11 protein-coding genes and 1 riboswitch are annotated in these 13,116 nt (G+C 73.8%); of the genes, 6 read left to right on the top strand and 5 right to left on the bottom strand.

Features of this window, described 5'->3' with window-relative positions; translation table 11 throughout:
• The first annotated feature begins 8 nt into the window (after nucleotides 1–8).
• Nucleotides 9–716 (top strand): VOC family protein, encoded by a 708-nt coding sequence (locus tag Asera_RS17120; protein ID WP_030449780.1) that lies wholly within the window; start codon nucleotides 9–11, stop codon nucleotides 714–716.
• A gap of 102 nt (nucleotides 717–818) precedes the next feature.
• Here the strand turns inward: Asera_RS17120 and Asera_RS17115 are convergent, their stop codons facing one another.
• Together Asera_RS17115 and Asera_RS17110 are read right to left on the bottom strand one after the other, a co-directional pair.
• Nucleotides 819–2,747, bottom strand: a complete 1,929-nt coding sequence (locus Asera_RS17115) for an acyl-CoA dehydrogenase family protein (protein ID WP_030449781.1) — start codon at nucleotides 2,745–2,747, stop codon at nucleotides 819–821.
• Nucleotides 2,748–2,848: 101 nt separating this feature from the next.
• On the bottom strand, nucleotides 2,849–3,412 hold the full coding sequence (locus Asera_RS17110; RefSeq protein ID WP_157035213.1) for a hypothetical protein: 564 nt from the start codon (nucleotides 3,410–3,412) through the stop codon (nucleotides 2,849–2,851).
• Between the two features lie 240 nt (nucleotides 3,413–3,652).
• Nucleotides 3,653–3,767, top strand: a riboswitch (TPP riboswitch).
• Nucleotides 3,768–3,868: 101 nt separating this feature from the next.
• On the opposite strand from Asera_RS17110, the gene Asera_RS17105 reads away from it, so the two are divergent.
• From Asera_RS17105 to Asera_RS17095, 3 genes are read left to right on the top strand one after another with little or no spacing between them, the layout of a single operon-like run.
• A complete protein-coding gene (locus Asera_RS17105) occupies nucleotides 3,869–4,462 on the top strand; it encodes an ECF transporter S component (protein ID WP_035298793.1) in 594 nt (197 codons plus the stop codon).
• 4 nt (nucleotides 4,463–4,466) lie between these two features.
• Entirely contained in the window at nucleotides 4,467–6,005 is a 1,539-nt protein-coding gene (locus tag Asera_RS17100) for an ABC transporter ATP-binding protein (protein WP_030449784.1), read from the top strand.
• Complete coding sequence (locus Asera_RS17095; protein ID WP_157035214.1) at nucleotides 6,005–6,805, top strand: energy-coupling factor transporter transmembrane component T family protein; 801 nt, start codon at nucleotides 6,005–6,007, stop codon at nucleotides 6,803–6,805. Before Asera_RS17100 ends, Asera_RS17095 begins: the two co-directional genes overlap by 1 nt.
• 63 nt (nucleotides 6,806–6,868) lie before the next feature.
• Here the strand turns inward: Asera_RS17095 and Asera_RS17090 are convergent, their stop codons facing one another.
• Together Asera_RS17090 and Asera_RS17085 are read right to left on the bottom strand one after the other, a co-directional pair.
• Nucleotides 6,869–8,344, bottom strand: a complete 1,476-nt coding sequence (locus Asera_RS17090) for a mannitol dehydrogenase family protein (RefSeq protein WP_030449786.1) — start codon at nucleotides 8,342–8,344, stop codon at nucleotides 6,869–6,871.
• A gap of 120 nt (nucleotides 8,345–8,464) precedes the next feature.
• Complete coding sequence (locus tag Asera_RS17085; RefSeq protein ID WP_225919041.1) at nucleotides 8,465–8,758, bottom strand: metal-sensitive transcriptional regulator; 294 nt, start codon at nucleotides 8,756–8,758, stop codon at nucleotides 8,465–8,467.
• Between the two features lie 206 nt (nucleotides 8,759–8,964).
• Here Asera_RS17085 and Asera_RS17080 point away from each other — a divergent pair, with 206 nt between their 5' ends.
• Nucleotides 8,965–9,306, top strand: a complete 342-nt coding sequence (locus Asera_RS17080) for a DUF3040 domain-containing protein (protein WP_030449788.1) — start codon at nucleotides 8,965–8,967, stop codon at nucleotides 9,304–9,306.
• 128 nt (nucleotides 9,307–9,434) lie between these two features.
• On the opposite strand, the gene Asera_RS17075 is transcribed toward Asera_RS17080, so the two are convergent.
• Nucleotides 9,435–11,276, bottom strand: coding sequence for a transketolase (locus Asera_RS17075; RefSeq protein ID WP_030449789.1), 1,842 nt, complete (start codon nucleotides 11,274–11,276; stop codon nucleotides 9,435–9,437).
• A gap of 138 nt (nucleotides 11,277–11,414) precedes the next feature.
• On the opposite strand from Asera_RS17075, the gene Asera_RS17070 reads away from it, so the two are divergent.
• Nucleotides 11,415–13,046, top strand: coding sequence for a phosphodiester glycosidase family protein (locus Asera_RS17070; protein ID WP_051803075.1), 1,632 nt, complete (start codon nucleotides 11,415–11,417; stop codon nucleotides 13,044–13,046).
• Nucleotides 13,047–13,116: the final 70 nt, after the last annotated feature.

Genomic DNA, 13,116 nt, shown 5'->3' with positions numbered 1-13,116 from the left:
CTTTCGCCATGGCCCGCCTCGACGCGCTCTGTTTCGACGCGCACGACCCTGCCGATCTGGCCCGCTTCTGGGCCGGCGTACTCGGCTGGGATCCGGCCGACGACCCGGCCGGCGCCGCGCTGACACCCACCGACGACACCGGGTTCCGGATCCGATGTCTGGCCTCGGACGAGCCCAAACGCGGGCAGAACCAGATCCACTTCGACCTCACCAGCGCCTCGGCCGAGCAGCAGGAGCAGACCGTGGCCCGGGTGCTGGAACTCGGCGGCCGGCACATCGACATCGGGCAGGGCCCTGACGCCGACCACGCGGTCATGGCCGACCCGGACGGCAACGAGTTCTGCGTGCTGCCGGCCGGCAACCGCTTCCTCGCCGACTGCGGCTTCCTCGGCGCGTTGTCCTGTGACGGTTCCCAGGCCGTCGGGTACTTCTGGAGCAAGGCGCTGGGCTGGCCGCTGGTGTGGGACCAGGACGAGGAGACGGCCATCCGGTCGCCGCACGGCGGGCCCAAGGTGACCTGGGGCGGCCCGCCCGTCGCGCCCAAGCTGGGCAAGAACCGGCTGCACTTCGACCTCGCGCCGGACGGCGATCCGGCGGCCGAGCTCGACCGGCTGCTCGCGCTCGGCGCGACCCGGCTCGACTCGGAACAGGGTGCCGCCGACCGGACCGTACTGGCCGACCCGGACGGCAACGAGTTCTGCCTGCTGTCCCGCTGACCCGACGCCGACCCCGGCGTCGATCATGGCGTCATGTCGAGGAGAGGCGCTCGTCTCGACACCGGACACCATGATCGACGCGGCCGGGCGGTGGGTGCAGCATCAGCGCGGTACGTGGCGGCGGACGCTGGGTACGGTGGCCGGCCCGGGTTCGTGGTGGGCGACCCAGGGGCCGTCGTCGCTCGGCGGCAGGATGCCCTCCTCCAGGAACGCGTACCGGCCGTCGAGCACCCGCGCGGCGGCCCGCCGTGCCAGCTCGTCGTCGTTGCGCCACAACGCATCGAACAGCGCCTCGGCCCGCGCGGTGGCCTGCACGCAGAACAGGTCGGCGAGCTCGGCCGAGGCCGCCGCGTGCGGCGAGCCGGCGCGCTCGTCCCGGCTGGCGCGCACGCAGGCGGCGGTCATCGCGAACAGCTCCGCGCCGATGTCGACGATGCGGCCGAGGAACCGTTCCTTGCGTTCCAGTCCGCCCTGCCAGCGCGCCATCGCGTAGAACGTGGACCGGGCCAGGCGCCGGCTGGCCCGCTCCACGTACCGCAGGTGCCGGGCCAGCGGCCCGAACTCGGTGTACGAGGCGGGGTTCTGGCCGCGGCCGACGGTCAGGCCCGGCAGCCAGCGCGCGTAGAACGCGCCGGCCCGGGCACCGGCCCGCGCCTTGCCCGGCAGTGCCACCTTCGGGTCGATCAGCTCGCCGGCGACCGACAGGTGCTGGTCGACCGCCTCGCGGGCGATGAACAGCCGCATGATCTCGCTGGAGCCCTCGAAGATCCGGTTGATCCGCATGTCCCGCAGCAACTGCTCGGTACGGATCGGTCGCTCGCCGCGGGCAGCCAGCGAGTCGGCCGTCTCGTAGCCGCGGCCGCCGCGAATCTGCATCGCGGCGTCGACGATGCGCCAGCCGAGCTCGGAGGCGTACAGCTTGGCGATCGCGGCCTCGATCCGGATGTCGTTGCGGTCGTCGTCGGCCAGCAGGTCGCACAGATCCAGCACCGCCTCCATCCCGTACGTGCCGGCGGCCAGCTCGGCGAGCTGGCCGGCCACCGCCTCGTGCGCGCCGACCGGCTTGCCCCACTGCACCCGGGCGGCGGCGAACTGTCGCGTGACCGCCAGGCTGTACTTCGCCGCGCCTACGCACGGCGCCGGCAGCGCCAGCCGGCCGGTGTTCAGCGTGGTGAGGGCGATCTTGAGGCCCTGGCCCTCGGCGCCGATCCGGTCGGCGGCCGGCACGTACACCCGGTCGAACCGGGTGACGCTGTTCTCCAGGCCGCGCAGGCCCATGAACGAGTTGCGCCGCTCGACCGTGATGCCCTCGGCGTCGGCGGGGACGACGAACGCGGTGATCCCGGCGTCGGGCACCCGGGCGAGCACCACCAGCAGGTCGGCGAGCACGCCGTTGGTGGCCCACAGCTTCACCCCGTCGATGCGGTACCCGCCGTCGTCGGTACGGGTGGCGCTGGTCGCCAGCCGGGCCGGGTCGGAGCCGACGTCCGGCTCGGTGAGCAGGAAGGCGCTGATCTCGCCGGCCGCGAGGCGCGGCAGGTACCGGCGCTTCTGCGCCTCGGTGCCGAACAGCTTGAGCGGCTGCGGTACGCCGATCGACTGGTGCGCGGACAGCAGCGCGGCGACCGCCGGGGACGCCGAGGAGATGATCATCAGCGCCCGGCCGTAGTAGTACTGCGAGAGGCCGACCCCGCCGTACGCCGGGTCGATCTTCATCCCGAACGCGCCCAGCTCGCGCAGGCCGCGCAGGGTGTCGTCGTCGATCCGGTCCTCGCGCTCGATCCGGCGCCCGTCGATGCGGGTCGCGGTGAACTCGCGGACCCTCGCGAGGTAGGCCTCGCCGCGTTCGACGTCGGCCGGGTCCGGCTCGGGGTGCGGGTGGACCAGGTCCAACCGCAGCCGGCCGAGGAACAGCTCCCTGCCGAAGCTCGGCTTGCGCCATTCGGTCTCGCGGGCCTGCTCGGCCGTCTCGCGGGCGGTCGCCTCGTCGACGTGTCCGCCCGGGTGCTCGTCGCGTACGGTCGCCGTCATCTCGGCCCCCTTGCTCCGGCTGCACTCTCGAGGCTACTCGTCGGTGTTACCCACTGGTAGCCAAATCACACACAGCGTGCCGGAGCTGGCCGGACGGGCGATCAGTCGCTGGCCGGAAGGGTCGGCGTCACCTCGGCCGGCATGGTGAAGCCGTGGAACGTGCCGGAACCGCCGATTCCGGCCAGCCGGCCGGTACCCGCCAGCAACCGGAAATCGCCGGCGACCAGCGCGTCGTACCGCTGCGGCAGGTCACGCGCGGCCTGCTGGACGCCGCCGAGCGGCATCAGCAGGCCGGTCGACCCGGTGATCTCGGCCGGCGTCGACGGGCCGGGCCGCTGGTCCCGGGCGACGCCGCGGAACTGGTACCGGATGGTGTCGGCGCCGAAGGCCAGGTCCCAGATGCCGCGGAAGCCACCGGTCGCCTCGTCGGCGGCGAAGTCGACGACCCGGGCGGTGCCGAAGCCGTTGATCGGGCCGCGCGCGGTCACCCGGATCACCGGGCCGGCGAGGTCGGGTGTGCGGGCGAAGGTGATGGTCTGGTTGGGCCGCCCGGATGTGGTGTGGTGGCGGGTCCGCGGAACGTTGCTGCTCGCCGCGGCCGGTGTGCCCACCGCCACGGTGAGCCCGGCCGCCGCCATCAGGACGGCTCCCCAGCGCCTGATCATTCGTCCTCCCGATCCGGGGGGTGCGATGTCAACGCGTTCGAGGCTGTCACGCCAACCCGGCGCCCACCGGCCAACAGCCTGCGAACACGCTGTGAATCATCTCCCCCGGCCCGCCTCGGCAACGGGCCGCGCGTACCGCCGGCGTCTGTTAGGGCGGGCACACCGTCGACGCGAGCGATTGAGCTGCGCGCGGCTGGGCACTAGGGTCGAGGTCGACAACATGAGGGCCGGCTGGTCCTCGCATATCGACAGGGGAGCGCACGACGCTGAGAGTGCGACACCGGTGCCGCCGGTTCGCAGACCCTCGAACCTGATCTGGGTAATGCCAGCGCAGGGAGTTCGGTTGGATCTCACGCAGTTCGGCGTGCCGTCGACGTCTCGTCGCGGCACGTCGCCGTGTCCGGCATGGCCGGGTACGGGTGGCTCCTCCTGGTTCACGGACTGGGAGGTACAGCGATGGGTGACACGACACGCAGCCTGAGATGGCGCACGATCGACATCGTCGTGGCGGCGGTCCTCGGCGTCGCGATCGGCGTCGTGTTCTGGGCGTGGTCGCTGCTGTGGGGCGTGTTCGGGACCGCGTTCGACTTCTTCAAGCCGGCCGGCGGCCTGGGCATCGGCATCTGGATGCTCGGCGCGGTACTCGGCGGGTTGATCATTCGCAAGCCGGGCGCGGCGCTGTTCGTCGAGGTGATCGCGGCGCTGGTGGAGTCGCTGATCGGGAACCAGTGGGGCCTCACCTCGGTACTGGAGGGCTTCGTCGAGGCGCTCGGCGCGGAACTGATCTTCGCGCTGTTCGCCTACCGGGTGTTCAAGCTGCCGGTGGCCATGCTGGCGGGCGCCGCGGCGGCGGTGTTCGCGACCGTCTGGGAGTGGTTCACCTACTACCCGAGCTGGGCGTGGGGCTGGAAGCTCGCCTACACCGGCTTCGGCGCGGTCAGCGGGCTGCTGCTCGCCGGGCTGCTCGGCTGGGCGCTGGTACGGGCGATGGCCGGCACCGGGGTGCTCGACCGGTTCGGCGCCGGCCGCGAGCGCGCGAGCACCGTGTGACGCCATGACCACCCTTGCGGTACGCGGCTTCTCCTGGCGGCACGCCGGCCGCTCGGCCTGGGCCGTCCGCGACGTCGACCTGCACGTCGAGCCAGGCGAGCGGGTGCTGCTGCTCGGCGCCTCCGGTGCCGGAAAGTCGACGCTGCTGGCCGGCATCGCCGGCCTGCTGCCCACCGACACCGGCGAGTCGGCCGGCGAGATCCTGCTCGACGGCCGGCCGCCCGGCGGTACGCACCGGCCCGGGATCCTGTTCCAGGACCCGGAGACGCAGCTGGTGATGGCGCGCAGCGGCGACGACGTCGCGTTCGGGCTGGAGTGCCGCGGCGTACCACCGGCGGCGATCTGGCCTCGGGTGGACAAGACGCTGCGTACCGTCGGGTTCGGCTACCCGCGCGACCGGGCCACCGATGCGCTGTCCGGCGGGGAGAAGCAACGGCTCGCGCTGGCCGGGGTGCTCGCGCCCGACCCCGAGCTGCTGCTGCTCGACGAGCCGACCGCCAACCTCGACCCGGCGGGCGCCGAGCTGGTGCGCGCCGCGATCGCCGGCGCGCTGGCCGACCGGCGGCGCAGCATGATCCTGGTGGAGCACCGGGTCGCCGAGGCACTGCCGCTGATCGACCGGGTGGTGGTGCTGGCCGCCGGCGGCGGCGTCGCGGTCGACGGCCCGCCGGCGAAGGTGTTCGCCGAGCACGGCGAAACCCTGGCCGCGCAGGGGGTGTGGGTGCCCGGCTCGGTGCACGCCGGATCGCACCCGGCCCGTACGGCGGGGCCGACGCTGCTGCGCGCCGAGCGGCTCGGCTACACGCACCGCGACCGCAGCACCCCGGCACTGTCCGATGTGGACCTTTCGGTACCGGCCGGGCAGGTGCTGGCGGTGCTGGGGCACAACGGATCCGGCAAGTCGACGCTGGCGCTGCTGCTCGGCGGGCTGCTCGCACCGGGTACCGGCCGGGTGGTCGCCGAACCGGCGCTGACCGACCCGTCGGCGGCGCGGGGGCCGATCCGATCGACCGGACGGTGGCCGAACCGCTCGACCGCGACGCCCGCGCGAAACGGTCGGTCGGCGGCGAGGCCGCCGCACCGGTGGCGGGCCGCGGCGCTGGCTGGCCGGATCGGCTCGGTGTTCCAGAACCCGGAACACCAGTTCGTCGCCGCCCGGGTGCGCGACGAGCTTGCGCTGGGTCCGCGCCGGCTGCACCGACCGGCGGCCGAGATCGCCGCCACCGTGGACGAGCTGCTCGACCGGTTGCGGTTGAGCCGCCTTGCCGACGCCAACCCGTACTCGCTGTCCGGCGGGGAGCAGCGCCGGCTGTCGGTGGCGACCGCGCTGTCGGCCGCCCCCCGGCTGCTGGTGCTCGACGAGCCGACGTTCGGCCAGGATCTGCGTACCTGGCGGGAGACGGTGGCGCTGCTGGGCGAGCTTGCCGACGGCGGCCGCGGCCTCGCGGTCGTCACGCACGACACCGATCTGGTCGACGCGCTCGCCGACCGTACCGTCACGCTGGCCGGCGGCCGGCTGACCGCACCGGCCGAGGTGGCGTGATGCGCATCGCGCCGGCCGCCGCACCGCCGGACGCCCCGGTCTCCCGGCTCAACCCGCTCGCCAAGCTCGGCGCCGCGCTGGCGGTGTCGCTCGCCGTACTCGCCTCGATCGACCCGGTGACCCCGACGGTCGCGCTGCTCGGGGTGCTGGCGGCGCTTCCGTTCGGCGGGTTGCACTACGGCCGGCTGCTGCGCCGCGGCTGGCCGGTGCTGGTCGGCGCGGTCCTGGTCGGCAGCGCGAACATGCTGTTCGCCGCCGATCAGGGCGGGACGACCTACCTGCAGCTCGGGCCGCTGCACCTGTCGTCGGTGAGCCTGGCCGTCGGCGGCGCGCTCGGGTTGCGGGTACTCGCGATCGCGCTACCCGGGGTGGTCGCGTTCGCCACCATCGACCCGACCGACCTCGCCGACTGCCTGGTACAGCAGCTGCGGGTACCGGCCCGGTTCGCGATCGGCGCGCTCGCCGCGTACCGGCTGCTGCCGCTGCTGGCCGACGAGTGGGAGCTGCTCGGTCTTGCCCGCCGGGCCCGCGGCATCGACGGCGGCGCGAACCCGCTGGCCCGCTTCCGGCTGTTCGCCGCCACCATGTTCGCGCTGCTGGTCGGCGCGGTACGGCGGGGCGGCCGGCTGGCCACGGCGATGGACGCGCGCGGCTTCGACGCCGGCACCCCGCGCACCTTCGCCCGCCGGCACCCGTTCACCGGTGCCGACCGGCTGGTCCTGGCGTTCGGGGTGCTGCTCGCCGCCGCGGCGCTCGCGGTGAGTATCGGCACCAGTACCTTCGTCCCGCTGGTCGGCTGACCCGCACCGCACGCCGGGGCCGAACCGTGGCACGACCCCGCGCCCGACCAGCCGGCGCCGCGGTCAGCCGGCGACGAGACCCTCCAACGTGGCGCGGGCGCCGACGGTGTGCAGGGAGTCGAGGGTGGCCCGATAGGAGGCGGTGAACCGCTCGTCGTCGATCAGGTCGCCGAAGATGCTGCGGTCGGCGAGGAACGCGAGCGGCTCGCTGCGCTGCCGTTTCGCCGCCGCGGTGAGCCGGTCGGCGAGCGGGTCGACGACGGTGATCTGTTCGCCCTGCTCGTCCACGCCCTCGGCGTAGCGGGCCCAGCTCGCCACGACCGCGGTGGCGTGGTCGATCGGGCCGCCGGCCTTCAGCTGCGCGCGGATCACCGGCAGCACCCACTTCGGGATCCGGTCGGAGCTCTCCGCACACAGCCGGGCGATCGTGTCACGGACCTCGGGGTTCGCGAACCGCTCCAGCAGGCTCGCCTGGTACGCGTCGAGGTCGACGCCGGGCACCGGGGCGAGCGTGGGGGTGCCCTCGCGGTCCATGTACTGCCGCAGGAACGTGGCGAACAGCGGGTCGGCGGCCGCCCTGTCCACCAGCCGGTAGCCGGCGAGGTGGCCGAAGTAGGCCAGCGCCTGGTGGCTGGCGTTGAGCAGCCGCAGCTTCATCAGCTCGTACGGCTCGACGTCGTCGACGACCTGCACGCCGACCTTCTCGTAGCCGGGTCGGCCGGCGCCGAAGTCGTCGGCCAGCACCCACTGGGTGAACGGTTCGCACACCACCGGCCAGCGGTCCTCGACACCGAACCGGCGGGCGATCTCGGCCCGGTCGGCGTCGGTGGTCACCGGCGTGATCCGGTCCACCATCGAGTTCGGGAACCGGACGTTCGCGTCAATCCAGTCGGCCAGCTGCGGGTCGCGCAGCCGGGCGAACGCGGTGAACACCCGCCGGGACAGGTCGCCGTTGCCCTGCAGGTTGTCGCACGACATCACGGTGAACGGCGCGATGCCGCGGTCGCGCCGCCGCGCCAGCGCCTCGACGATCAGCCCGAAGCTGGTCTTCGGCGCCACCCCGGGCACGAGATCGTGCTGCACGTCGGGGTTGTCGGCGGCGAACTGCCCGGTAACGTGGTGCAGATTGTACCCACCCTCGGTCACGGTCAGCGAGACGATCCGGGTGGCCGGTGCGGCCAGCTTCTCGATGACCGCCTCCGGGTCGTCCGGGGCGAACAGGTAGTCCACGATCGACCCGATCACCCGCGGCTCGTACCGCCCGTCCGGGTGCTTGACCACCAGGGTGTACAGGTGGTCCTGGGCGGCGAGCGCGTCGGCCATCGCCCGGTCCGCCGGCAGCACCCCGACGCCGCAGATGCCCCAGTCCAGCGCCTCGCCGGCGGCCATCAGCCGGTCCAGGTACATCGCCTGGTGCGCGCGGTGGAAGCCGCCAACGCCCAGGTGCACGATGCCCACCGTCACCCGGCTGCGGTCGTACCCCGGCACGACCACCTCGTCGGGCAGCCGCCGGACCGTCTTCGCGTTCAGGGCAACCACGCCATACCTCCGATCTCCCACGCTCAGCAGCACGGTACGGCAGCGGCGCCGGTAGCGGAGGGCGGACGCCGATCGGGCAGCCTGCCGGGCCGGACCGGGCACCGGCACGGCCGGATTCGGTCAGCCGCGGCGCAGCAGGCGGCCGACCGCGGACATCATCTCCTCGGTCATCTCGTCCGCGCGGCCCTCCTCGGCGCCCTCCTGCATGCAGTGGTGGGCGTGCCCGTCGAGCAGGCCGAGGCCCACCTTGTCCAGTGCGGCCTGGATCGCGGCGATCTGGGTCAGGATGTCGATGCAGTACCGGTCCTCGTCCACCATCCGCTCGATGCCGCGGATCTGGCCCTCGATGCGGCGCAGCCGGGTCAGCAGCTGCGGTTTGGTCGCCGTGTAGCCGCGCGTGGTCATGCGGCACATCATAAGGTGCGGTGGTCCGGCGGCCGGCCGGCGCCATGATCGTCCACTATGGACATTCAGCGGCCGTCCGGACGGTACAGCTCACACGTCGGCCCGGTCACAGTACGCGGCCGCCCGGTCGCGCTGCTGGCACACTGACAGCGGCGGTACCGGGCGTCACGGCCCGAGGAGCGCCCACAGTCACGCGACGTCCACGAGGCAGGGCCATGTCGTTGACCGAGTACGAGCGGCGGCAACTGGAGATCATCGCACGATCCGTCGAGCAGGACGATCCGGGGCTCGCCGACCGGCTCGGCCGCCTCGCGCCGGTCAGCCAGCAGGCCGGGCGGCTCTGCCGCACCGCGATCGGCGCCCTGCTGGCCTGCGTGGTCACCCTGGTCGGCATGGGCGCCGCGGTGAACCCGACGTTCTGCCTGGCGGCGGCCGCGATCGCCGGCGCGGCGGCGGCCACCGTCGGCGCCGGCTGGCGGTGGCACCTGCGCCGCCGCTCGCCGCGCACCACTCCGCCGCGGTACCGCGCCACTCCGCCGGCCCTCGGCCGCCGCTGACCGACCGCGAGGACGTCCCCCGGCCTCCGGGCTCCAGCGCCGGCCCCCGAGCTCCGGGCACCGGGCTCCGGGCACCGGGTTCCGGGCTCCAAGGCACCGGACACCGGACCCCGGTTACGGGCACCGGGCTACGAAGACGCTTCCTGGGCCGCGCGGACGGCGGCGACGATGGCGTCCGCGTCGATGCCGGCCGCGTGCATCAGCTCGGCCGGTGTCCCGGACCCCGGCATCCCCCGTACCGCAAGGCGACGCACGGTCGGGTGGCGGTTGGCGTCGGCGAGCGTGGCCAGTACCGCCTCGCCGAGACCGCCCTCCGACCAGTGGTCCTCGACCGTGACCAGCAGCGCGCACTCGTCGGCCGCGGCGAGCACCGCGTCGCGATCCAGCGGCTTGATCGAGTAGCAGTCCAGCACCCGGACGCGCACCCCCTCGGCGGCCAGCCGCTGCGCCGCGTCGATCGCCCCGGGCAGGGTGATGCCGCAGGCCAGTACCGCCGCGCCGGTGGCGTCGGGGCCGAGCGCGACGCGGCTGCCGCCGATGTGCACCGGTTCGTCCGCCGGGGTGCGTACCTCGGTCGCGGCGCGCAGCGTGCGCAGGTAGCTGATGCCGCGCCGGTCGGCCATCTCCGCCACCAGCTGCACGGTCTGGTTGGCGTCGGAGGGGTGCAGCACGCAGGAGCCGTGCACCGCCCGGATCGCGGCGAAGTCCTCCAGCGCCATCTGCGACGGCCCGTCCTGGCCGATGGACACCCCCGCGTGCGAGCCGACCAGCCGCAGGTTGGCCTGGGAGATCGCGGCCATCCGGATGAAGTCGTACGCGCGGGACAGGAATGCGGCGAACGTCGACGCGTACGGCACCCAGCCCCGTACCTGGATGCCGACCGCGGCGGCGATCATCTGCTGCTCGGCGATGAACATCTCGAAGTACCGGTCCGGATGGGCGGCGCGGAAGTCCTCGGCGTGCGTCGAGTTGGACACCTCGCCGTCGAGCGCGACGATGTCGCCGCGGGCCGAGCCGAGCGCCGCGAGCGCCTTGCCGTACGCGGCCCGGGTGGCGACCTGCTCCCCCAGCTCGTACCGGGGCGGGGCGGCACCGGGCGCGGCGAAGCTGTGCGGCGTCGCCTTCTCCGGGTGCGGTACCGACACCCGCAGGTCGCGCTCGCCACCCAGCTCGGCGATCGCGGCGTCCGGATCGTCCAGCGGTTTGCCGTGCTTGCCGGGCTGGTCGGCGACCGCCGCCACCCCCTTGCCCTTCACCGTACGGGCGAGGATCACGCTCGGCCGGTCGGTAGTGGCCTGCGCCTCGTCGTACGCGCGGTCGATGGCGTCCACATCGTGCCCGTCCACCTCGATCGGGTGCCAGCCGAACGCGAGCGCCCGGTCCCGGTAGACGTCCAGGTCCCAGCCGAACATCGTCTCGCGGGTCTGGCCGAGCCGGTTCACGTCGACGATCGCAGTCAGGTTCGCGAGCTTCGCCCAGCCGGCGTAGTTGAACGCCTCCCAGATCGACCCCTCGGCGAGTTCGGAGTCGCCGCACAGCACCCACGTCCGGTACCCGGTGCGGTCCAGCCGGGCACCGGCGAGCGCCAGGCCGACACCGATCGGCAGGCCCTGGCCGAGCGAGCCGGTCGCCACATCGGTCGGGGGGATGCGCGGCGTCGGGTGGCCCTCCAGCCGGGAGCCGAACTTGCGGAAGGTGAGCAGTTCGGCGTCGTCGATCGCGCCGACCGCCTTCAGTACCGCGTAGTAGAGCGGCGATGCGTGGCCCTTGGAGAAGATCAGGTGGTCGTTGTCCGGGTTGCCCGGATCGGTGTAGTCGAGCCGCAGGTGGCCGTCGACGAGCACGGCAAGCAGGTCGGCGGCCGACATCGACGAGGTCGGGTGGCCGGAACCGGCCGCCGCCGACGCCCGTACCGAGTCGACCCGCAGCTGTTGACCGAGCTCGCGGCGAAACCGGCTGTCATGGGGCATGGTGGCGCCTCCGCAGGTACGAGTGGGTTCCCGGGCTGCGCTTACCCGATGCCGGCCCGGCGAAACGGGCGGCGACGGGTGGCCGGCGACATCGGGATGGCATTGCCGACAGGGTGCGCAGGTGGTAGGACCCCTGCCATGTCACCCTTCTTTCGCCGACGCCGGCGCGTACCGATCGGCGCCGTCGCGCTCGCCGCGATCCTGTCCGCCGTCGCCGCACCGGCCGCGGCACATTCCGACACCCACCGGCCGGGGCTCCCGCTCGGCGCCGCCGACCTGCCCGAGTCCCGGCAGACCCAGCAACTGCAGCCGGGCGTCACGCTGACCACCATCACCCGGGGCGTTCCGGACACCACCGACTTCTGGACGATCGAGGTGTCGGCGCCGGACGCCGGCAACCCGGACCCGGACGCACCGAAGACCGCCATCACCACCTCGCACGCCGCGGCGCAGGAGACCTGGCAGACGCTGCACGACGCCGGCATCGACGCGCGGCTGGAGACGGTGGACACCCCGGCCACCGCCGACACCGGCGGGTTCCTCGGCTACCGGGTCCGGGTCGGCCGGGCGGCCAGCTCCGCCGCGCTGTCCGCGCAGCTCAAGGCGGTCAAGGCGACCGGACTGGGCGGCAGCGCCGTCTACACCGGCTGGGACGGCGACGTGGGCGCGGCGCCCTCCCGCGGCACCTGGCACCTGCAGGTGCTCACGATCGACCCGCGCCGGTTCCACGGGCGGCTGCTCGACTCGTACGGGCCGGACTTCGTCGGGCGCGAGACGACCAGTTCGCTGGCCGCGGCCACCGGCGCGTTCGCCGGGGTCAACGCCGGCTTCTTCGTGCTGGACCCGAAGGCCGGCGCGCCGGGGGATCCGGCCGGCATCGGTGTCTACGACGGGAAGGTGGAGAGCGAGGCGACGAACGGCCGGCCCGCGCTCGTGGTGCACGACGACGCCGCCAACACCGGGATCGAGCGGCTGTGGTGGCGCGGCGACGTCCGGCACGGCACGGCGACCCTGACGCTGGACGGGCTGAACCGGGTCCCCGGCCTGATCCGCAACTGCGGCGGCACGCCGGACGACTCGTACACCGACGCGCCGCAGCAGGACATCACGTGCACCGATCCGGACGAGGTGATCGCGTTCGACGCCGCGTACGGCGCGCAGTTGCCCACCGGTGACGGCGCCCAGGTGGTACTGGACGCCCGGGACCGGGTGGTCTCGGTGGCGGACGAGCGCGGCGGCGCGGTGCCGGCCGGCGGCCGGGTGCTGCAGGCGACCGGTACCGAGGCCGCCGCGCTGCGGGCGCTGGCCCCGGTCGGGGCGCACCTGGCGATCGACTCCCGGGTGGTCGACGCGCGCGGCCACACGGTACGGCCGTCCCGGCACACCTCGATCGTCAACGGCGGCCCGCTGCTGGTCCGCAACGGGCGGCTGGACGTGACGGTGGCGCAGGACGGGATGGTGGAGCCGGCCGGGCCGAGCTTCTACTACGGCTGGGTGCACAAGCGCAATCCGCGCACGGTGGCCGGGGTCGACGCGCACGGCCGGCTGGTGCTGATCACCGCCGACGGCCGCAGTACCGGCAGCCTCGGGTTGAGCATCCCGGAGACCGCGGCGGTGGCGAAGTCGCTGGGCCTGCGGCAGGCGATGAACCTGGACGGCGGCGGCTCGACCACCATGGTGGTGAACGGTGCGGTGATCAACTCCCCGTCCGACGCCGCCGGGGAGCGCCCGATCGGCGACGCGCTGCTGTTGCTGCCGAACCGGAACTGACCGGCGACCCGGCGCCGCGCGGCGCGGTCCCGCCGGACCGCGCGGCGCCGGAGAGGTCGGATTCGCCGGG

This window comes from Actinocatenispora sera (assembly GCF_018324685.1).
Taxonomy (GTDB): domain Bacteria; phylum Actinomycetota; class Actinomycetes; order Mycobacteriales; family Micromonosporaceae; genus Actinocatenispora; species Actinocatenispora sera.
The sequence above is the reverse complement of the archived record's forward strand: the minus strand, read 5'-3'. Positions and strand labels throughout refer to the sequence as shown.

Bases quoted from the DNA above. Each gene is read 5' to 3' on its own strand.
- Asera_RS17120 (WP_030449780.1), top strand. From the start codon at position 9: ATGGCCCGCCTCGACGCGCTCTGTTTCGACGCGCACGACCCTGCCGAT.
- Asera_RS17115 (WP_030449781.1), bottom strand. From the start codon at position 2,747: ATGACGGCGACCGTACGCGACGAGCACCCGGGCGGACACGTCGACGAG.
- Asera_RS17110 (WP_157035213.1), bottom strand. From the start codon at position 3,412: ATGATCAGGCGCTGGGGAGCCGTCCTGATGGCGGCGGCCGGGCTCACC.
- Asera_RS17105 (WP_035298793.1), top strand. From the start codon at position 3,869: ATGGGTGACACGACACGCAGCCTGAGATGGCGCACGATCGACATCGTC.
- Asera_RS17100 (WP_030449784.1), top strand. From the start codon at position 4,467: ATGACCACCCTTGCGGTACGCGGCTTCTCCTGGCGGCACGCCGGCCGC.
- Asera_RS17095 (WP_157035214.1), top strand. From the start codon at position 6,005: ATGCGCATCGCGCCGGCCGCCGCACCGCCGGACGCCCCGGTCTCCCGG.
- Asera_RS17085 (WP_225919041.1), bottom strand. From the start codon at position 8,758: ATGTGCCGCATGACCACGCGCGGCTACACGGCGACCAAACCGCAGCTG.
- Asera_RS17080 (WP_030449788.1), top strand. From the start codon at position 8,965: ATGTCGTTGACCGAGTACGAGCGGCGGCAACTGGAGATCATCGCACGA.
- Asera_RS17075 (WP_030449789.1), bottom strand. From the start codon at position 11,276: ATGCCCCATGACAGCCGGTTTCGCCGCGAGCTCGGTCAACAGCTGCGG.
- Asera_RS17070 (WP_051803075.1), top strand. From the start codon at position 11,415: ATGTCACCCTTCTTTCGCCGACGCCGGCGCGTACCGATCGGCGCCGTC.